We start from the raw sequence: 20,152 nt of genomic DNA, 5'->3' as shown, positions 1-20,152 counted from the left end.
CCTGATGTCCATGATGCCGTCCGTCACGCGCTCGTCAGCACGTCGGCGATGACGACGCGCGGTCCGGCCTCCGGCAGTGCGGTCTCGACGCCGCGCTCGACGGTGTCGCTGTAGAGCAGCGTCGACGGCTCGGCGAAACCGTTCGCCAGCCGCAGTCGTCCGCCGACGAACTGGCTGCCGGTGACGCGGGCGTGATTGACGCCCGCGCCGATGTCGAGGTGGGCAGCGCCCTTCGGCACCGTCGAGGTCACCCCGCTCACCCGCCAGGTGACGACGCCGGCGCCTGCGGCCCTGCTGAGCAGAGCGCCGTCCGCGCGCTCCGTGGACAGCTCTACCCCGTCCAGAGCGATGAGCTGATCCCGCACCGCTGTCGCGGTCAGGCGCACGTCGCGCACGGATCCGCCGCGGATCGTCACCTTCGATGCGCCGACCTCGAACGGGGCGCCGGCCGCCGGGCCGCTGAGACGACAGTCCACGAACTCGACCGGCCCAGACCCGCGCGCCTTGACCCCGTCGATCCCGGTGATCGTGCAGTCCACGAAGCGGACGGGAGCCGTGACCGGGGTCTGCACGAGCACCTGATCCTTGGGCAGCGCAAAGGTGGAGTCCTGGATGACGGTCGGCCGCGATGAGCGCTGCGACCGCTGTCCGATCGCCAGAAGTCCCGCGGTGCACCCGCGCACCTGCGCACCGTCGGCGTTGATGGTCATGGTCGCCTGCGGATCGAAGGTCGAGCGGCCGATGACGCGCACGTTCTCCAGCGTCAGATCGCTGATCTTCGTCCCGGCGACGAACCAGGAGCAGACGTGATCGCGCACCGTGACGCGCTTGGCGGCCGTGCCCCACTGCGCGCCGGAGTTGGCGATGTCCATCAGCCCCGAGTTGCCGATGAAGGTGAGGTCGTGCTCGTACTGGCCGTGCGTGGTGAAGGGATTGCCGCCCTGGTCGTCGCCGTCGCCATGACAGTTCTCGACGAGGCAGTAGGCGCTGGCGGTGAGGTCGTTCAGGTGCCGGGCGTTCGACGACGTGCAGTCGCTCACCCGGCCGTAGAGGCTGTAGATCTGCTGCGTCAGGTACCCCGCACCGCCGTAGAACACGGTCGGCGGGTTCTCGACCGAGCAGCGCTCCGTCGTGAAGTGCGTGTTCCAGCGCCGCATGATCACGGGCCACCAGGTGCGGCTCGCGTGCACGTCGGCGACGTCGCAGTGGATCGCGTACTCGAAGGCGATCGGGTGGGAGCCGGTGAGCTCGCGAGAGTCGGGGAAGGAGCCGTCGGTGGGACCGTCGAAGGGACCGGCACCGAGGAACCGCATGTTCGCGATCCGCACGCCCGCGACCGGTGCCATCTGCCGCCAGATGAGCTTCCGCCCCGTGTCGAGCGGCCAGCCGTTGAGGTAATCGATGCGGATGTGGGTGCCGTCGATCTGCTGCGTCACCTGCACGAACCGCTGCAGCTCGCGCTCATCAGCCCCTCCTCCGGCGACGGGGTCGCACTGCACCGCCCACCACGAGTCCACGGGGAACCGGGACGCGTCCGGCACGGCGACCGCGTCGGTCAACTCCGGCCAGGCCTCGGCCAGCGCGTGCTCGACCGTGACGTCCTTCGGCACTCCGGTGAAGAACATCACGGCACCGAACGGGTTGTCGTGGGTGTTCTTCTCGATGCCGTCCGTCGTGATGACGTGTCCGCCGAAGTCGATCTCGACGTACGACCGGGTGAAGCGATGCCGACGCCGGAACAGGAGGTCGGTGCTCGCCTCGATCCGGCGGATGCGGGGATCGTTCACCATCGCCGCGAGCGCATCGTCGGCCGGCTTCTCCGGTCCTGTAATACCGAAGACCCGGAAGTCGACGGTGCCGTCGTGCTGCAGCACCCACCGGGTGTCGTGCTTCCCCGCGATCACGGTGCCGCCGTTGACCTTGGTCTTCGCGTTCTCGCTGCCCACGTACACGAGCAGTCCGGCGTCGCCGGGCTTCCGGTACCCGGCGACGACCGCCACCTCGCCGTCGCGGGCGCGGAGACGGGCCAGGTCGGCGACGGACTCCGCTCGCGTGACGTCCTTGGCGCCGGCGGCGACCGGCGCGGCCTGCGCCGGTGCGGTGCTCGCGAGAACGCCCGCCGTGCCGAGCGCGACCGCGCCGAGCCCGGCCATGAGCGCGCGGCGGCCGGTCGACCGCACCGCCGCGCCGGCGCCCGCGGCGTCCGTCGAGGGCCCCGTCTCCTGATCCATGGTGATCATCGTCGTCCTCCTCGTCCTGCGAGCGCGGCAGGGACCGCGCCCGTCTGCCCGCCCTGGGCCTGCCAGAGCGCCGCGGCCTCCGCGCGCCGTCGGCGCTCGAGGACCGGGTCGGCGATGGGGATCGCCGCCATGAGCCCGCGCGTGTACTCGTGCTGCGGGTTCGCGAAGAGCGCGTCGCGCGCCCCGATCTCGACGATGCGGCCCTGCTGCATCACGGCGACCGTCGAGGACATGTACCGGATCACCGCCAGGTCGTGGCTGATGAAGAGGTAGGTGAGGCCGAGCTCCGTCTGCAGCTCCCGGAGCAGGTTGAGCACCTGCGCCTGGATCGACACGTCGAGCGCCGACACCGATTCGTCGAGCACGAGGAACTCCGGCTCCAGCACGAGCGACCGGGCGATGGACACGCGCTGGCACTGCCCGCCGGACATCGAGCGCGGCAGCCGGTGCGCGAACTCCTCGTCCAGACGCACGCGGTGCATGGTCTCGCGCACCTTCTCGGCGCGGGAGGCCCGGGTGCCGATGCCGTGGGCGCGCAGTGGCGCCTCGATGATCTGCGCGACGGTCTGCCGCCGGTTCAGGGCCGAGAACGGGTCCTGGAACACCATCTGCATGCGCTTGCGCAGCCGCCGCAGCTCCTCGCCGCGGAGGTCGTGCGGGCGCTGCCCGTCGAAGACGACCGTGCCTCCGTCGATGCCGCCGAGCGCGAGCACGGCCTTCGACACGGTCGACTTGCCGGAGCCCGACTCGCCGACGAGCCCGACCGTCTCGCCGCGCCGGATCTGGAACGACACGTCGTCGACCGCGGTCACCCGACGCCCGGAGCCGAGCGTGAACACCTTCGAGACGCCCTGCACGTCCACCAGCACGTCGCTGGACTCCCGCGCCCGATCCACGGCGCTGATCGACCCGGCCTCGGCGAGCGGCTCCGTCCCGCGTTCGAGCACCTCCGCGGCGGTGCGGATGGGCTGCTGCACGTCCACCGTGAGGTCGACGACCGCGCCGAGCAGCGCCTGCGTGTACGGATGCTCCGGGGCCGTGTAGATGCGGTCGACCGGCCCCTCCTCGACCACGCGCCCGTGCCGCATCACGTGGATGCGCTCGCAGAACCCAGCGGCGACGCCGAGGTCGTGCGTGATGAGCACGACCGCGGTCCCGTGGTCCTCCGCGAGCCGATCGAGGAGGTCGATGATCCGGGACTGCGTCGTCACGTCGAGGGCCGTGGTCGGCTCGTCCGCGATGAGCACGGCGGGCCGGGAGGACATGGCCATCGCGATCATGACGCGCTGCCGCATCCCGCCGGAGAACTCGTGCGGGTACTGGCCCAGACGCTCCTCGGGCAGCGGCACCCCGACCTCGGTCAGCAGCTCGACGGCCCGCGCGCGGGCGGCCGCCGCCGAGACCCGGTCGTGCAGCCGGATCGCCTCCACGAGCTGGTGCCCGATCGTGCGGACCGGGTTCAGCGACGACATCGGGTCCTGATAGACCATCGCGATCTCGCCTCCGCGCACGCGGGTCATCTCCCGCGGGCTCAGCGTGAGCAGTTCGCGGTCGCGCAGCCGGATGCTGCCGCCGAGGGTCGCCCCGTCGTTCAGCCGCATGATCGACAGCGCCGTGAGCGACTTGCCGGAGCCGGATTCGCCGACGAGGCCGATGCGCTCACCGGGCCGCACCGCGAACGTGATGCCCTGGACGGGCATGACGTCGCCGTAGGAGACGGTGAGATCCTGCACCTGCAGGACGGGCGTGAGGTCGGTCATCGGCCCCTCCCCTTCCGATCGCCGCCGAACTGGTCGGCGAGCACGTTGAGCAGCCAGATGGTGACGAAGATGAACAGGGCGGGGAACAGCACGTACCCGATGGACTGGTACATCTTCTGGTAGCCCTGCTGCACGAGCGTGCCCCAGGTGGCCTCGGGCGGCGCGATGCCGAGCCCGACGAAGCTCATCGACGCCTCCAGGAGGATCGCGTTGGCGGCGTTGATGGCCGCCTGCACGACGATCGGCCCCTTGGCGTTCGGCAGCACCTCGGCGAAGAGCAGACGGCGCCGGGTCGAGCCGAACGCCACAGCGGCCGTGAAGTAGTCCTCCTGCAGTTCGCTGAGCACCGACGACCGCACGAGCCGCGCGGTGGTCGGCGTGAGGAGCACCCCGATGATGACGGCGAGCTTGACGGGGTCGGCGCCGAACGCGGAGATGAAGACGAGCGCGAACAGGATCTGCGGGATCGCCATGACCGTGTCGGCGAGACGCATGAGGATCTCATCGACCCAGCCGCGTCCGAACGCCGCCGCCATACCCCAGGCGATCCCGAGGACCATGGCCACGAGCGTCGCGCCCCCGGCGATGAACACGGTGAGCTGGCCGCCGTAGAGCACGCGGCTGAAGAGGTCGCGGCCCAGCTCGTCGGTCCCGAAGAGGTGCGCGGCCGAGGGACCGGCGAACCGGTCGGACGACTGGGCCGCGGGGTCGTACGGGGCCAGGAGCGGGGCGAGCACGCAGGCGAGGACGATGATCGCCAGCAGCCCCAGCGGGATCCAGGAGGCGACGGCGACCCGTCGGCGGGGACGCGCGGAGCGCAGCGCGAGGGTGAGGGTGTCAGCCACGGCTGCTCCTTGCACGAAGACGCGGATCGAGCACCCCGTAGAGGAGGTCGACGATGAGCGTGGTGAGGATGAACATCGCGGAGATCAGCAGCACGACCGACTGCAGCACCGCGTAGTCCCGCTTGAAGACCGCGTCGATCGCGAGCGAGCCGAGTCCGGGGACGCCGAACACGTACTCCACGATCACCACGCCGCCCAGGGTGTAGCCGACGATCAGGCCGAGCATGGTGAGTCCGGGGATCAGGGCGTTGCGGAGCGCGTGGCCGAGCACCACGCCACTCGCCGACTGTCCCTTGCCCTTCGCGGTGCGGATGTAGGGGGCGTCCAGCACCTCGACCATCGAGGCCCGGAGGAACCGCATGAGCAGCGGCGCCGCCGCGAAGGCGAGGGTGAGGCCGGGGAGGATCATGCGCACGAGGTTCTCGGCTGGGTCCTCCGCGAACGGCGTGTAGCCGCGGGCCGGCAGCACCTTGAGCTGCACGGCGAACACGACGATGAGCACGATGCCGATGAGGAACTGCGGAAGGGCCATGCCCGCGGTCGAGATCGCGGTGAGCACCCTGTCGACCACGCCGAGCGGACGCAGTGAGGCGAACACGGCAGCCGGGGTGGCGATGAGCACGGCCAGCAGCACCCCGATGAGCGTGAGCTCCAGCGTCGCGGGCAGGCGCTGCGCGATGAGCTCCGTCACCGAGTACTGGTTGAAGTAGGACTGACCGAAGTCGCCCGTGAAGACGCCGCCGATCCACCGCAGGTACTGCTCGATGACGGGGGCGTCGAGGCCGGCCTCCTCCCGGAGCCGGGCGATGGTCTCGGCATCCACGCCCGGCGTCGAGCCGAGGCGGGTGATGACGGGGTCGCCCGGCAGCAGCCGGAGCACGACGAAGACGAGGAGCGAGGTGGCGATCAGCATCGCGATGCTGATCGCCACCCGCCGGAGGACGGAGAGGACCACGTCAGCCCTTCAGCTGCGCGCCCTCGAGGTGCAGCTGTCCGCCGCCCTCGACCCACACACCGTCGACCGCCGTGCTGGTGGCGGTGACGACCGTCGACTGCAGCGGCACGATGAGCGGCACCTGCTCGTTGATGATGGTCTGCACCGTGCCCCACTTCTCGGCCCGCGCGGTCTCGTCCGGCTCGGCGACGGCGTCGGCGAACGCCGTCTGGAAGTCGGGGTCGACCCAGTTGCACTCGCACCGCCCCTCCAGGTAGAAGTTCAGCGAGTAGGCCGGCTCGGGCGGGGTGGACTGGAAGTTCGGCACGATGTACCCGGGATAGCTCTTGCCCGCGGGGTAGAACGCGTCGACCCAGGTGCCGATGTCGTTGTTGTCGATCTTCAGCGTGATGCCGATCTCCTTGAGGCTCGCCTGCAGGATCTCGCCGCTCGTGTTCCACTCCGGGTACTGTCCGGCCACGCCCCACCAGGTGAGCGTGCTGCCCTCGGTCACCCCGGCCTCGGCGAACAGCTCCTTCGCCTTGTCCAGGTCGTAGGAGTAGTCGGTCAGCTCGCCCCCGAACCACGGGTTCACCTCGCCGAGCGCGTTGTTCGTCGGCGAGACCGTGCCCTGGCCGTAGTAGGCGGCGTCGAGGATGGCCTCGCGGTCGATCGCGTAGGCCAGGGCCTGCCGGGCGCGCACGTCGTCGAAGGGCGGCGAGGTCGTGTCGATCTCCCACGAGGGCCACTGGCTCGGGTTCTCGGGCTTCACCAGGGCGATGTCGCCGCCCTCCAGACCCGCCACATCCCCCTGCGGCACCGACCACAGCACGTCGATGTCGCCGGAGCGGAGGCCGGTGACGGCGGCGGTGGACTCGGCGGCCTTCACGATCGTGATCTCGTCGAGCGCCGGCGCCTCGCCGAAGTACTCCGGGTTGGGGACGAGGGTGAGGCTGTCGTCGGGCGTGAAGGCGTCCACGACGTACGGCCCGGTGCCGATGGGCTCCTTGTCGATCGTGTCGAGCGCGTCGACGTCGATCATCTTCACCCAGACGATGCCCGCGGGGAAGGTCGCGATGGGCTCGGACAGCGTCACCACGACGGTCTTCTCGTCCGGCGCGGCGACGTCGGTGACCATCGAGATCTTGTTCTTCTCCTGCGTCGCCGTCTCCGGGTCGAGGTAGTAGTCGAAGGCGGCCACGGCGTCGTCGGCGGTGAAGTCCTCACCGTTCGAGAACGTCACGCCGTCGCGGAGGGTGAACGTCCAGGTCTTCTGGTCATCGGAGGCCTCCCAGCTCTCGGCGAGATCGCCGACGACCTCGCCGGACTCGTCGGTCGTGGTGAGGCCGTTCCACAGCAGCGGGAACAGCACCTCCTCCCACGCGAACGTACGGATGGCGGGATTGAGCTGCGGGATGCCCTGCGCGGCGGCGACGGTGAGCGTGCCGCCCTCCTGCGCCTGGCCGTCGGGGGTGGATGAGGTGCTGCAACCAGCGGTGATGAGCGCGGCGGTCAGCAGCACTGCTGCTCCGCCGAGCCGAACACGACGACGCGACATGGGTGCCTCCAAGGTCGGGTGGTGCTTCGGGTAAGGGTGTTGCGCTATAGCATGTAGCAAAAGCGGAGAGGCGTCTAGAGCGAACCGGGCCGGCGGGGTCACGTTCTCGTCACGACCGCCGACCCGGCCCGGTCATCGCCGGGCCGTGGACGCCTCGACGGCGAGGTCGGGCGCCGTCGTGAAGTCCGTGCGGCGGCTGAGCACGAAGGCGATCGTCGCCCCGAGCAGCGTGAGCCCCGAGATGAGGAGCAGGCCCCACACCGCCGACCCCGTGGTCTCGCTGATCCAGCCGATCGCGTAGGGTCCCGCGAAGCCGGCGAGGTTGCCGACCGAGTTGATGAAGGCGAGGCCGGCCGCGGCCGCCGTGCCGGTGAGCACCATGGGCGGCAGGCTCCAGAACAGCGGGGTGGTCGAGAAGAGCGCCGACATCCCGACGCACAGCGCTGCGAGCGCGAGCACCGGCGTGCCCTGCGCCGCGACCGCTGCGATGAGCGAGAGGGCGGTGATGCTGAGCGTGATGCCGATCTGCAGCGGGATGTTGCCCTGCTTCCGGGCGGCGCGCTCCCACGGCAGCATCACGAGGGCCGCGCACAGGTTCGGCAGCGCCACGAGCCACCCCGTGGTGGAGTTCGAGAAGTCGCCCATGCTCTTCACGATGGTCGGCAGCCACATCCCCAGCCCGTACGCACCGAACACGACACCGAAGAAGAGCACGATGAGCGTCCAGAGGCGCCCGTTGCGGAAGACCTCGCCGAGACGAAGACGTCCGTGCCGCTGCTCGGTCGCCTGGGTCTCGGCGGCGAGCGTGTCGGTGATCCAGCGCTGCTCGGCGGGGTTCAGCCAGCGCGCGTCCTGGGGGCGGTCGGGGAGCCAGAAGAACACGACGAACGCGAGGAGCACGGCCGGGACGCCCTGCAGCAGGAAGACGAGCTGCCAGCCCTCGAGCCCCCACAGCCCGTGCAGCTCCAGCATCCAGCCGGACAGCGGCGCGGCGACCGCGTTGGCGATCGGGTTCGAGAGCACGAAGACGGCGAGCACCTGCGTGCGGTACTGCCGCGGGAACCACAGCGTGAGGTAGAGCAGCACGCCGGGGAAGAATCCGGCCTCCGCGATCCCGAGGATGAAGCGCGCGATCGCGAACTGCGTCGCGTCCTGCACGAAGGCGGTCAGCGCGGCGACGATGCCCCACGAGATCATGATGCGCGCGATCCACTTGCGGGCGCCGAACTTCTCCAGCAGCAGGTTGCTCGGCACCTCGAACAGCAGGTAGCCGATGAAGAAGATGCCCGCCGCGAAGCCGAAGGCGGCCTCAGTGATCTGGAGGGCGGCGGTCATCTCCAGCTTCGCGAAGCCCGCGTTGTTCCGGTCGATGTAGGCGACGAGGTAGAGCAGTCCGAGGAACGGACCCAGCCTCCAGATCGCCTTCTTCATGGCGGCGGCTCCCACCGCGTCCTCCGCGGCGCGCGCCTGCGCGAGCGTCTCTCTGCCGGACATGACAACTCCTTCGTCATCGTTTTCGGGTTTTGCTATAGCATCTAGCACCGCGCGGCTCCTGTCCAGTCCCGGACTCATGCCATAGCATCGACCGAGCGAAGGAGCCCCGCTCGACGAGCACCGGGCCGCGCGAGATCGAGAAGGGCCCCGGATGCGCAGCGTGTCGGATCAGAACATCGCCGAGCAGGTCACGGACGAGCTCCGGGCGGCGATCCACTCCGGAGAGCTCGCCCCGGGCGAGCGCCTCGTGGAGCGCAAGCTCGCCGACCGTCTCGGCGTCAGCCACATCCCCGTGCGCGAGGCCCTGACCCGGCTCGCCGAGGAGCGCCTCATCACCCGCGAGCCCCGCCGCGGCGCCCGCGTCGCCCAGCTCAGCGCGCAGGACCTGGAGGAGATCTCGAGCCTGCGGATCGTGTTGGAGCAGTTCATGGCGATCCGGGTGCAGGAGCGGTGGAACGACGAGTCGGCGGCGCGGCTGGAAGCCATCATCCAGGCGATGGCGGCTGCGGCTCCGGGCGATGTGGCCGAGGTCCTGCGCCAGGACCGCCTCTTCCACGAGACCCTCGCCGACCTCGCCGAGCACCGGTTCCTCGACGAGCTCAGCGCCCAGCTCCGCGGCCGCATCGCCGGGTTCATCCAGGCGGCCAACTCCGCCCTCGACCCCGCCGAGCAGGAGGAGCACGTGCGCAGCCACCAGCAGATCGTCGACGCCATCGCGACCGGCGATCCGGAGCAGGCGCGCGCGGTGATCGCCGAGCACGTGACCAGGGCCGTCCGCCGCATCACGCCGTCGGCCGAGTGAGCGCCGCCGTGGCCGCACGCACCATCGTGCTGACCGGAGCGTCGGACGGGATCGGCGCCGCCGCCGCCCGCCAGCTCGCCGGGTCCCCGCACCGCCTGCTCCTCGTGGGCCGCTCGCCCGACAAGATGCGGGCCGTGGCGGAGGAGACCGGCGCGGAGTGGTTCACCGCGGACTTCGCGCGCCTCGACGACGTGCGTGCGCTCGCCGCGCAGCTCGCGGAGGCCGTGGGAGCGGCGGGCATCGATATGCTGGCCAACAACGCCGGCGGCATCTTCGGCGACCGCACCCCCACGGTCGACGGGCACGAGAAGACCATGCAGGTGAACCACCTCGCCCCGTTCCTGCTGACGAACCTCCTGCTCCCGCAGCTCCTCGCCGCCCGCGGCGCGGTCGTGAACACCTCCAGCGTCGCCCATCGCCTCTTCGGGCATCTCGACGTCGACGATCTCGACAACACCCGCCGGTACTCCCCGAACAAGGCGTATGGCGACGCCAAGCTCGCCAACGTCCTGATGGCGAAGAGCCTGCACGGGAAGTTCCATGCGCAGAGGCTCAGCGCCGTGGCCTTCCACCCCGGCACCGTGGCGACGAACTTCGCCGCCGAGTCGTCGAGCATCATGCGCCTCGTCTACCGCACCCCGCTGCGCCGCCTCGTCCTCATCGGCAGCGACCGCGGCGGCGCGACGCTGCGCTGGTTCCTGGAGGGCACGCCCGGCGAGACCTGGATCTCCGGCGGCTACTACGACGAGCGCGTCCTCAGCACCCGCGTGAACCCGCAGGTGAACAATCCCGCTCTCGCCGAGGCCCTCTGGCAGCGCAGCGCCGAGCTCGTGGGTGTGTCCGAGGCCTGAGGAGGTCAGTCCCGCTGAACCCGGACAGCCCCCGGCACCGCCCGGGCACGACTTCGGAGATCCCCGACGACACGCCGTAGGCGGGGCCGGGGAGGCGGCGGGTCGCGCCGCAGCTCCGAAGTCGTGCCCGGCGGGTCAGCCGACGACGAGGTTGGCGGTGTCGACGACGCGGTCGCCCTCGCCGGGGAACGCCGTGCGGGTGACGCCGGCCTCCACGTTGCCGGTGTGCAGCAGCGTCGAGCCGGCCCCGAACGCGTCGTCGCGGAGCTCCAGGGCGCCGCCCTCGAACCGGTTGCCGACCGCGCGGTAATGGGTCGCGCCGCTCGTCACGGCGACGTGCGTGGTCGACCCCTCGGCCCGGAACGTGCTGTCGGCGAGCGTCAGGTGCAGCTCGCCCGCACCCGACCGCGATACCGTCGTCCCGCCCTTCGCCGACACCTCGGATCCCGCGATCTCGACGGCCTGACGGTCCTTCGAGGTCGCCGCGATGCGGGCGTTGCGGAGCGTCGAGCCTTCGATGCGCAGCTTCGCCGTCGCCGAGGAGATGGGGGCGGCGTCGTCCGGCGCGGTGAGGGTCGAGCCACGGAAGGTGACCGCACCCGGCCCGTTGATCTTCATGCCGCCCACCCGGTCGAGCACGGTATCGACGAAGGTCACGGGCGTCTTCACCGTCGCGTTGGTGAGCTCGCCGGGAGCGACGAACGTGAAGTGCGAGTCGGCGATCACGGTCGGCCGGGCGGAGTTGTCGGAGGCCTGGGTGATGATGAGCGTGTCCGAGGCGGTGCAGCCGCGCAGCTGCGCACCGTCCGCGTTGATCCACAGCATCCCGGAGCCCGAGAGCGAGGGCTTGCCGATCACCTGCACGTCCTCCAGCGTCAGGTCGGTGATGCGCACCCGCGCGACGAACCACGAGCACACGTGCTTGCGGACGGTGATGCGCTTGGCCGCCGATCCCCACGCCGCCCCGGAGTTCGCGAACGTCATGAGACCGGAGTTGCCCGTGTAGGTGAGGTCGTGCTCGTACTGGCCGTGCGTGACGAACGGACCCTGGTCGTCGCCGTCGCCGTGGCAGTTCTCCACGAGGCAGTAGGCGCTCGCGGTGAAGTCGTTGAGGTGCCGGGCGTTGGCGGTGTGGCAGTTGGCGACGTATCCGTACAGGCAGTAGATCTGCTGCGTCAGGTAGCCGGCGCCACCCCACGTGACGGAGGTCGGGTTCTTCAGGGTGCAGCTCTCCGTGGTGAAGTACGTGTTCCACCGGCGCTGGATCAGCGGCCAGAAGGTCGCCGTGCCGTCGATGTGGTCCACGTCGCAGCGCACCGCGTACTCGAAGGCCAGCGGGTGCGACCCCGTGTACTCGTCCGTCCCCTTGCCGAGGAACTTCAGGTTGGACACCGTCACGTCCTGCACCGGCTTCACGTGCCGCCACGTCATCGTGCGGTCCTTGCCGAGCGGCCAGCCGTTCTTGTAGTTCACGCGGATGTGCCGACCGTCGACGATCTGGGTCACCTGGACCAGCCGCTGCAGCTCGCGCTCCCAGCGACCAGACAGCGCGTTGACCTCGGCGGCGTACCACTCCCCGACCGCGAAGAACGACGAGTCGGCGACGGGGAAGATGTCGGCGAGGTCGGGCACGTCCTCACCGAGCTTCGCCTCCTGCACCGCGTCGGTCACCTCGCCGCGGAAGAACATGACGGCCGCGAAGGGGTCGTCCTTCCCGGCGTTCTCGATGCCCTCGGTCGTCATGAGGTGGTGCCCGAAGTCGAAGGCGATGTTCGACCGGGAGAACTTATGACGACGCACGAAGTTGAGGTCGGTGTGCGCCTCCACGCGCCGCACCCGGGCGTCGCCCACCATCGCGTCGAGCGCGTCGTCCGCGGGCGCCGAGGCGTCCATGATGCCGAACTTCCGGAAGTCGACCGTGCCGTCGTGCACGAGCACCCAGGCGCCGCCCTTGGGACCCGCGAGCACCGTGCCGCCGTTGGCCGCGGGGGCGTCCTTCTTCACGAAGCGGTAGAGCCCGTCGCCGCCGTCTCCGGGGGTCGCGTAGCCGCTCGTGCGCACGAGGTCGCCGTCCTTGCCCTTGCGCGTCGCGAGGGCGGTGGCGACGCCTCCATGCGCGACGTTCTTCGAGCCCGACGACTCCTGCGGCACGGCGGGTCCCGCGGCCTGGGCGGCGGCGGGCGCGCCGATCGCGGCGACCCCGCCCAGGGCGGCGGCGCCGAAACCGGCGAGCAGCATCCGTCGACTGCGCATCGCCGCGGTCTCGGTGGTGGTGTCCAGCTGGGTCATGCTCATCCTCCTTGCGGCGTCCTCGCCGCGGTCAGGCGTCCGGCCCTCGGCCGGATCGCGGTCACCGATCAGTCCCCGATCCCCAGCGCTCTCCGAGCGGATGCTCAGAAGTAGTCGCCCGCCGTGAAGTGGCGGATGCCGTCCACCCGGGCCTCGCGGCGCAGCGGGCGGATCATCCCGGTGCGGTCGTCCTGCCACACGGCCGCCGGAGCGAACGCGCGGACGGCGCGCTCCTCTGCGGCGAGCGCGGGGACGGCCAGCTCGCAGGTGCGGACGCCCGCCGCGGCCCAGTCCGCGGCCACGGCCTCCAGCACCGCGCGACGCCCCGCGTCCGGATCGGCCACGGCGGGATCGGTCGCGCTCTCGTGCAGCAGCCCGACGCCGTCGCGCACCTCCGCCACCGCGTAGCCGACCGTCGCCTCCGCCTCCGCAAGCCGGTACAGCGTCGCGCCCCGCAGCCGCACCTCCGCCATCGTCCAGTCGCGGTCGCCGCGCACCGGGGCGAGCACGACCCCACCGGTGCGGGAGCGCTCGTAGACCTCGCGCAGCGGGCCGAGGACACCGAGTCCCACGGACCCTTGCGCGACCGAGGCGGGCTCCACGGCCGTCGCCGACGCCGCCCACGGCCCGGACATCGTGCGGGGCATCGAGAAGGTCGTGAAGCCGCTCGACCGGTACACCTCGGGGGTTCCGGTGAACAGCAGGGCCCAGTCGGCGTCGCCGGCGGCGTCGAGGGTGGCGGCCACGAGCCGGCGGGCCAGTCCCCGACCGCGAGCCCGCTCGGCGACCGCGACGCTGCCGATCGCGTGCACCCGCGCCACCCCGCCGTCCGACTCCCGCAGGCGCTTCGGCAGTCCGTAGATCGACCCGCACACGCCCTCGTCGTCTTCCGCGACGAGCGTGTGGCTCAGCCTCTCGTCGTCCACGAGCCACTGGTCCGGCGCGAGGGGCGGCGTGAAGGCGGCCGCCCACAGTGCCGCGAGGGCGGGCTGGTCCTCCGCACGCGCCGACCGCACGACCACGGCGCTCATGCCATCGAGGAGAGCTGGGCGCGGTCGACGGCGTGTTCGAGCGGCCGCCCCGCGGCGAAGGCGTCGAGCTCGTCGGCGACGATCCGTCCCTGCCGCAGCCGGCCCTCCCTGGTCCCGGCCGCGCGGTGCGGGGTGAGCAGCACGCGCGGCGCCGAGCGGAAGGGACTCTCCGCGGACAGCGGCTCCTCGTCGAACACGTCGATCGCGGCACTCAACCGGCCACGGCGCAGTTCGGCGAGCAGGGCGGCCTCGTCGACCAGCCAGGAACGCGCCGTGTTGACCAGGCCCGCACCGTCCGGCATCAGCGCGAGCTCACGCGCTCCGAGGAGGTGATGCGTCTCCGGCAAAGTCGGGGCGTGCACGGCGACGATCTGCGCACGGCGGAGCGCCTCGTCGAGCGTCACGAGCTCCGCCCCGAGGGACGACGCCTCGGCCGCGTCGAGCGTGGGGTCGACGAGCAGCGGTTCGGCGCCCAGGGCACGGAGCAGGTCGAGGTACGCCCGCCCGGTCCGGGAGGCGCCGATGACCGCGATGGGCGCGCCGAGGATCTCGTGCTGCACCCCGACGGCCTCCGCGTCCCACCAGCCGTCGCCGGCGCGCAGCGCGTCGTGCATCTCCGGCACCCGGTGCAGCAGGGCGAGCGTGAAGGTCAGCGAGACCTCCGCCACCGACCGGGCCATCCCCGCCCCGGCCTGCGTCACCCGCACGCCGCGGTCGAACAGCGCGTCGGTCGCGAAGGGCTTGATCGTGGCCCCAGTGTGCGCGATGAGCTCGAGCTTCGGGAGCGTGGCGAGCACCGCGTGGTCGAAAGGACTCACGCCCCAGCTCGTCACCACGACGCGCGCCTCGTCGAGCACCGCATCCGCGAGCCGGTCCACCCGCGCGAACGTCCCGCCGAGCCGCGCCGCGACAGTCTCCAGCCGGGCCGCGTCCTCGGGCGAGAAGAACTCGGCGAACAGCTCCGCGGAGACGACCGCGACCACGGTCGGAGCGCTCGTGGCGGCGGTCATCGCAGCCAGGCCTCGAGGTTCTCGGCGATGAACGCGTCGTCGTTGAGCTCCGGGTACGCCTGCCGGACACGGGCGATCTCCTCCGCCTGCCCCGGGGAGAGGCCCTCGGCCGGGTCGAGGCACCAGATGCCCTCGAGGAGGCCCTGCTGGCGGAGCATCTCGTGCACCCCGGCGATGACCCCGTGGAAGTCGTTGCCCGGATCGAAAACGGCCTGATTCACGTCCACCATGTCCGAGGCACGGCGTCCCACCTCCCGGTAGGCCTCCGCGTCTCCCGCGAGGGCTCGGTGCACACGCTCCAGCAGCGCGACGGCCGCATGCGTGCCGACGGCCCACTGGCCCAGCAGCCCGCCGACGAACCGGAGGGTGCGCCGCCCGGACGGGGAGTCGACATGGAACTCGGAGAGCAGGTCGGCGACGATCGCGTCGTCGTTGCCGGTGTACAGCGCGATCTCGTCGGCGCGTCCCGAGGCGGCCACGCCGCGCACGAGCTCCAGCGTGCGATAGCGGTCGAAGGGCGCCGCCTTCACGGCGACGACGGACGGGATCGCGGCGAACTCCCGCCAGAACTCGCGGTCGAGCACGGGCCCGCCGATCGCGGTCTGCAGATAGAAGCCGACCAGCGGCAGCACCTCGCCGACGGCGCGGGCGCGGTCGAGCAGGGCACGCTCGTCCGCACCCGCGACGCGGGGACTCACCAGCACGGCGTCGTAGCCGAGGGAGCGGGCGAGCTCCGCCTCGGCGACCGCCTGCGCGGTGTCGCCCGCCACTCCGGCGATGCGCACGAGGGTCGCGTCGCCGCGGGCGTCCATCTCCTGCGCGGCCAGTGCGAGCACCGGCTCGAAGAGCGCGTGCTCCGGGTCGCGGATCTCGAACTGCGTCGTGTGCACGCCGACGGCGAGGCCGCCGGCCCCGGCGTCGAGGTAGTAGCGGGACAGCGCCCGCTGCCGCCGCTCGTCGAGCGTGCGCTCGGCGGTGAGGGCGAGCGGATGGGCCGGGATCACGGCGCCGCGGGCCAGGGTCGCAGCGGCCTCAGGGCGCAGCGACGGCACGGTCGCCGTGTGCGCAGCGGCGTCGGTCATCAGAACTTCCCGTCCCGCACGGCCCACTTGGTGGGCTTGGCGATCATCGGCAGTCCGTCGCGGATCCAGCCGGCCTGCATGCGGATGAGCTCCTCGGCGGAGACGGACGGGTAGCCGAACAGGGCCATGCAGCGCCGGGCGTCGCTGAGCAGCGCGGTCGGCATCGGCTCGTCCACGATCTCGACCTCCCGCTCGAACAGGGCGCCGAAACGGTGGGCGATCGAGGAGACGCTGAGCAGCTCCGGTCCCGTGAGGTTGATCACGAAGGGGCCGGTGGAGGCGTGCACGAGGCTCCGCAGCACGACCTCGTTCGCGTAGCCCTGCCAGATCACGTTGACGTTGGCGGTGGCGACCGAGACCGGCTCCCCCGCGTGCACGGCGCTGCCGATGTCGGCGAGCACCCCGTAGCGGAGGTCGACGGCGTAGTTCAGGCGGATGATCGCGACCTTGGTGCCGCGCTCCTGCGCCCCGAACTCGAACACGCGCTCCCGTCCGAGGCAGGACTGCGCGTACTCGCCGATCGGCGCGGGCGTGGTCTCCTCGTCGGCGCCGCCGGAGGAGGCGGGGACGAACGGGTACACGTTCCCGGTGGAGAGCACGGAGATCGCGCTGTCGCGGTAGCGGCGGGCGATGCGGTCGGGCAGAGCCGCGTTGACCTCCCAGGCCCAGGAGGCGTTGGTCGCGGCGCCGAACTTCGCGCCCACCATGAACACCACGTTCGGGGCATCGGGGAGACCGGAGAGGTCGTCGTTCTCGATGAGGTCGAACGGCACGACGCGCACCCCCGCGGCCTCCAGGCGCTCGCGGATGGCGGCGTCGCCGAAGCGGGAGACCGCGTACACCGCGTCGTCGGTGCGGCCGGCGGCGTCCAGGCCGCGCCGGGCGAGCATCGCCAGGGTCGGGCCCATCTTGCCGCCGGCGCCGAGGATCACGAGGTCTCCGGAGCCCTTAGCGAGGTCGGCCACGAGCCCCTCGCTCGGGGTGGCGAGCGCCTCCTCGAGCTCGGCCTCGGAGGCGAATGCGTACTGCGTCATGGTGGTGCGGTTCCCTTCTTCTCAGCCCTTGATCCCGGTGCCGGTGACGCCCTCCTGCACGTACCGCTGAGCGATGAGGTACGCGAGGAAGATCGGCAGCAGCGCCACGACGGAGCCGGCGAGCATGGTGCTGAGCGGCACATCCTGCTGCTGCAGCGACGAGATGCCCACGGTGAGCGTGAACATCGAGTTGGACTTGGCGATGATGAGCGGCCAGAGGAAGTCGTTCCAGTGCCAGAGGAAGACGAAGATCCCGAGCGTCGCGAGGATCGGCTTGCACAGCGGCAGCACGATCCGCAGGAAGATGCGGAACTCGCCGGCGCCGTCGATGCGGGCGGCCTCGAACAGCTCGTCCGGCAGGCCCTGGATGAACTGGCGCATCAAAAACACGGCCTGCGCGTTCGCGAGCGTCGGCAGGATGAGGCCCCAGTAGGTGTCGATGCCGCCGAGGTTCGCCATGAGGATGAACGTCGGGATCAGCGTCACGTGGAACGGCACCATGACCATCGCCAGGAACGACCAGAACATGACCTCCTTGCCGCGGAAGCGCTTCTTGGCGAAGGCATAGCCGGCGAGCGCGGAGAGGAACAGCACCGCCACGACCGACACGAGCGAGTAGACGAGCGTGTTGAAGAGCCAGACGAGGATGTTCTGTCCGCCGAGCACCTGCTCGTACGCCTCGAAGGAGATGTCGTTCCAGGGGATCAGCGAGCCGGGCAGCTCGACGACCATGCCCGGCTTCAGGCTCAGCACGACCATCGCATAGAAGGGGAAGAAGCTGAGGATGCCGGCGAGACTCAGCCAGATCCAGCGGACGGCGATGCCCCAGCCGGTCGGCTCGAGCGCGCGGAACGAGCGGCGCTTGCGCGCGGCGGGACGCGTCGCGGGTGGCGTCGTCTGCGTCGGCGGCTGCAGGAGGGCGGTCATTTCTGCTTTCCGATCACGAGGCGCTGGATGAGGGCGACCACGAGGGTCATGATGAACAGGGCCACGCCCACCGCGGCCGCGTAGCCGTAGTCGAAGTAGCGGAAGCCCTGGTCGTAGAGCATGTAGACGAGCGAGTAGCTGGCGTTCGCCGGGCCGCCCTGGGTCATCACGTAGATGACGTCGAAGACCTGGAAGGCGGCGGTCGTCTCGATCACCGCGAGGAAGAAGAACGTCGGGCGCAGGTGCGGGAGGATGATCCACCGGAAGCGCTGCCAGGCGTTCGCGCCGTCGACCAGCGCCGCCTCCTCCAGCTCGCGCGGCACGTCCTGCAGGGCGGCGATGAGGATCATCATCCCGTAGCCGAACCGGGACCAGACGCCGACGACGACGATCGCGGGGATCACGAGCACGGTGCTGCCGAGCCAGGAGCCGCCGAGGCCGAGCGGGGTCATCAGGGCGGACCACGGACCGTTGGCGGAGAAGATCCAGACGAAGATCGAGCCGGCCAGCACGAGCGAGGTGATGACGGGGAGGAAGAAGATCGAGCGGAAGAACCGGGCGCCGCGGAAGGCGCGGCGCACGCCGAGGGCCATGATCGTCGACAGCACGAGCGCGATCGGCACGGCGAAGACCGTGTAGATGAGGGTGGTCCCCAGCGCCCGCCAGAACAGCGGGTCGGCGACGAGGCGCTGGAAGTGGTCGAGGCCGCGCCAGGCGATCTCGCCGGAGATGTCGTAGTCGAAGAAGCTCAGCGCCACACCCGCGATGCTCGGGCCGAAGCGGAAGGCGATGAACAGCAGGAAGGCGGGGAGCACGAACAGGAATGCGACGCGCGCTTCCCGTCGGGCGAGCACCCGGGCGACCCGTCCTGCGGGCTTCGGCGCCGTGGTGGCCGTCGTCATTGTCGATTCCTCACGTGGGGGGCGGAGAGAGGGGGCGTGCGGCGGGTACCCGCACGCCCCCGGGGTGTCACTTCTGCAGCAGCGGGGCTGCGGCGGCCGCGGCGTCCTTCAGGGCGTCGGCCGGGGACTTCTGGCCGAGCAGGGCGGCCTGGATCTCCGGCGAGAGCACGCCCATGAGCGCACGGGAGCTGGCGTCGAGCTCGCCCACCGTGGTGTCGGGGACGTACTTCTCGACCTCGCCGAGGAGCGGGTCGTCGGCGTACAGCGGCTCGGTGGTGCTGAGGGCCGAGAAGTAGCCGGCGGCCTTGAGGTACGGCTCGACGACGTCGGCGCCGGTCGCGAACTCGGCGAACGCGGCTGCGGCCTCGGGGGCCTTCGAGCCCTTGAGCACGGACAGCGAGCCGACGGTGCCGTAGGCGACGGACTCCTCATCGGTCAGCGGCGCGAGGACCTTGACGTTCTCCTCGCCCCAGAACGGCGCGACCTCGGTCACGGCGTTGTTCCAGGTGCAGGCGACCTTGCCCTGGGCGATGGCGGTCTGCTCCAGCGGGACGTTGGTCGTGAGTGCCTCCGGGTCGAGCGCGCCCTCCTCGGCCAGGTCGGTCAGGAAGGTGAGCGCCTCTTCGCCGGCCTTGCTGTCGAAGCCGACCTCGCCGTCCTCGGTGTAGACCTCCCCGCCGGCCTGCCAGAGCAGCGGGTAGTAGGTGAGGTTGAGGGTGTTCTCGGCCGACGCCGGGTAGTTGAGGGCGTACATGCCCTTGTCGACGAAGGCCGGGGCCATCTCGGCGATGTCGTCCCAGGTCTCCGGGTACTCGGTCACGCCGGCGGCCTCGAACGCGGCCGCGTTGCAGATGAGGGGCTGCGCGCTGGTGAGGATCGGGGCGCCGAGGATGTCGCCGCCGAGCGTGACCGACTCCTTGACGTTGGGGAGCAGGTCGCCCTGGCGCTCCTCGCTGAGCAGGTCGTTCAGCGGCGCGATCGACTTCTGGTACGCCGCGAGCTGGTCGGGGATGAGGTAGACGACGTCCGGTCCCTTCCCGGCGGCGATCGCCGTCTGCAGGGCCTCGTCGCGGTTCGCCCACGGGAAGATCTCGTACTTCACGTTGACGTTCTCGTTCTCCTTCTCGAACGCCTCGATGGTCGAGTCCCAGAAGTCCTTGTGCATCGCCTCGTCGGCGATGACGGGGTAGAGCCAGACCGTGATGTCCTGCTCGCCCTCTGCGGTGTTGCCTCCGCCGGCCGAACATCCGGCCAACAGGGTGGCGGCCGCGACTCCCGCGACGACGCCGGTGATCTTGCTGACGCGCATGGTGCTCCTTTGCGTAAACCGTGCTGAGTACGGTTCATTATGACATTGGCTTTGGATAATTCGTCAAGCACAAGTTCTCAGAGC

Annotated in this window: 16 protein-coding genes; 2 read left to right on the top strand and 14 right to left on the bottom strand. The window is 70.8% G+C overall.

The window, feature by feature from the left end:
* Positions 1 to 23 precede the first annotated feature (23 nt).
* The 6 genes from AC3B5L_RS01070 to AC3B5L_RS01045 form a co-directional block, all read right to left on the bottom strand.
* Positions 24 to 2,240 carry a peptidase C14 gene (locus AC3B5L_RS01070; RefSeq protein WP_259962652.1) on the bottom strand — a complete coding sequence of 739 codons (2,217 nt, stop codon included), beginning with the start codon at positions 2,238 to 2,240 and terminating at the stop codon, positions 24 to 26.
* Complete coding sequence (locus AC3B5L_RS01065) at positions 2,237 to 4,000, bottom strand: dipeptide ABC transporter ATP-binding protein (RefSeq protein ID WP_490096096.1); 1,764 nt, start codon at positions 3,998 to 4,000, stop codon at positions 2,237 to 2,239. Before AC3B5L_RS01065 ends, AC3B5L_RS01070 begins: the two co-directional genes overlap by 4 nt.
* Positions 3,997 to 4,845, bottom strand: a complete 849-nt coding sequence (locus tag AC3B5L_RS01060) for an ABC transporter permease (protein ID WP_216353864.1) — start codon at positions 4,843 to 4,845, stop codon at positions 3,997 to 3,999. The genes AC3B5L_RS01065 and AC3B5L_RS01060 overlap by 4 nt, the downstream gene beginning before the upstream one ends.
* A complete protein-coding gene (locus AC3B5L_RS01055) occupies positions 4,838 to 5,800 on the bottom strand; it encodes an ABC transporter permease (RefSeq protein WP_025104137.1) in 963 nt (320 codons plus the stop codon). Before AC3B5L_RS01055 ends, AC3B5L_RS01060 begins: the two co-directional genes overlap by 8 nt.
* A 1-nt stretch (position 5,801) precedes the next feature.
* Positions 5,802 to 7,337 (bottom strand): ABC transporter substrate-binding protein, encoded by a 1,536-nt coding sequence (locus tag AC3B5L_RS01050; protein WP_187662938.1) that lies wholly within the window; start codon positions 7,335 to 7,337, stop codon positions 5,802 to 5,804.
* 132 nt (positions 7,338 to 7,469) lie between these two features.
* Positions 7,470 to 8,831: an MFS transporter gene (locus AC3B5L_RS01045; protein WP_259951772.1), complete on the bottom strand. Its 1,362-nt coding sequence runs from the start codon at positions 8,829 to 8,831 to the stop codon at positions 7,470 to 7,472.
* A gap of 151 nt (positions 8,832 to 8,982) precedes the next feature.
* On the opposite strand from AC3B5L_RS01045, the gene AC3B5L_RS01040 reads away from it, so the two are divergent.
* The gene (locus tag AC3B5L_RS01040) at positions 8,983 to 9,633 is read left to right on the top strand and encodes a GntR family transcriptional regulator (RefSeq protein ID WP_060922906.1); all 651 of its coding nucleotides are present in this window, start codon (positions 8,983 to 8,985) and stop codon (positions 9,631 to 9,633) included.
* A gap of 8 nt (positions 9,634 to 9,641) precedes the next feature.
* On the top strand, positions 9,642 to 10,484 hold the full coding sequence (locus AC3B5L_RS01035) for an SDR family NAD(P)-dependent oxidoreductase (RefSeq protein WP_490096095.1): 843 nt from the start codon (positions 9,642 to 9,644) through the stop codon (positions 10,482 to 10,484).
* Positions 10,485 to 10,619: 135 nt separating this feature from the next.
* Here AC3B5L_RS01035 and AC3B5L_RS01030 read toward each other — a convergent pair whose 3' ends face one another.
* The 8 genes from AC3B5L_RS01030 to AC3B5L_RS00995 form a co-directional block, all read right to left on the bottom strand.
* Complete coding sequence (locus AC3B5L_RS01030; protein WP_490096094.1) at positions 10,620 to 12,773, bottom strand: peptidase C14; 2,154 nt, start codon at positions 12,771 to 12,773, stop codon at positions 10,620 to 10,622.
* A 104-nt stretch (positions 12,774 to 12,877) separates the two neighbouring features.
* Positions 12,878 to 13,804, bottom strand: coding sequence for a GNAT family N-acetyltransferase (locus tag AC3B5L_RS01025; protein ID WP_490096093.1), 927 nt, complete (start codon positions 13,802 to 13,804; stop codon positions 12,878 to 12,880).
* Positions 13,801 to 14,814: a hydroxyacid dehydrogenase gene (locus tag AC3B5L_RS01020; RefSeq protein ID WP_490096092.1), complete on the bottom strand. Its 1,014-nt coding sequence runs from the start codon at positions 14,812 to 14,814 to the stop codon at positions 13,801 to 13,803. Before AC3B5L_RS01020 ends, AC3B5L_RS01025 begins: the two co-directional genes overlap by 4 nt.
* Positions 14,811 to 15,896: a dihydrodipicolinate synthase family protein gene (locus AC3B5L_RS01015; RefSeq protein WP_490096091.1), complete on the bottom strand. Its 1,086-nt coding sequence runs from the start codon at positions 15,894 to 15,896 to the stop codon at positions 14,811 to 14,813. Before AC3B5L_RS01015 ends, AC3B5L_RS01020 begins: the two co-directional genes overlap by 4 nt.
* Positions 15,896 to 16,930, bottom strand: coding sequence for an NAD-dependent epimerase/dehydratase family protein (locus AC3B5L_RS01010; RefSeq protein ID WP_490096090.1), 1,035 nt, complete (start codon positions 16,928 to 16,930; stop codon positions 15,896 to 15,898). Before AC3B5L_RS01010 ends, AC3B5L_RS01015 begins: the two co-directional genes overlap by 1 nt.
* Positions 16,931 to 16,951: 21 nt before the next feature.
* Entirely contained in the window at positions 16,952 to 17,857 is a 906-nt protein-coding gene (locus tag AC3B5L_RS01005; RefSeq protein WP_187662930.1) for a carbohydrate ABC transporter permease, read from the bottom strand.
* Entirely contained in the window at positions 17,854 to 18,759 is a 906-nt protein-coding gene (locus AC3B5L_RS01000) for a carbohydrate ABC transporter permease (protein WP_101847765.1), read from the bottom strand. Before AC3B5L_RS01000 ends, AC3B5L_RS01005 begins: the two co-directional genes overlap by 4 nt.
* A 67-nt stretch (positions 18,760 to 18,826) precedes the next feature.
* Complete coding sequence (locus AC3B5L_RS00995) at positions 18,827 to 20,068, bottom strand: ABC transporter substrate-binding protein (RefSeq protein WP_268777503.1); 1,242 nt, start codon at positions 20,066 to 20,068, stop codon at positions 18,827 to 18,829.
* Between the last annotated feature and the right edge of the window lie 84 nt (positions 20,069 to 20,152).

The sequence above is a fragment of the Microbacterium sp. C-MGS6 genome (genome assembly GCF_058140415.1).
This window is presented reverse-complemented; position numbering and strand designations above follow the sequence as displayed.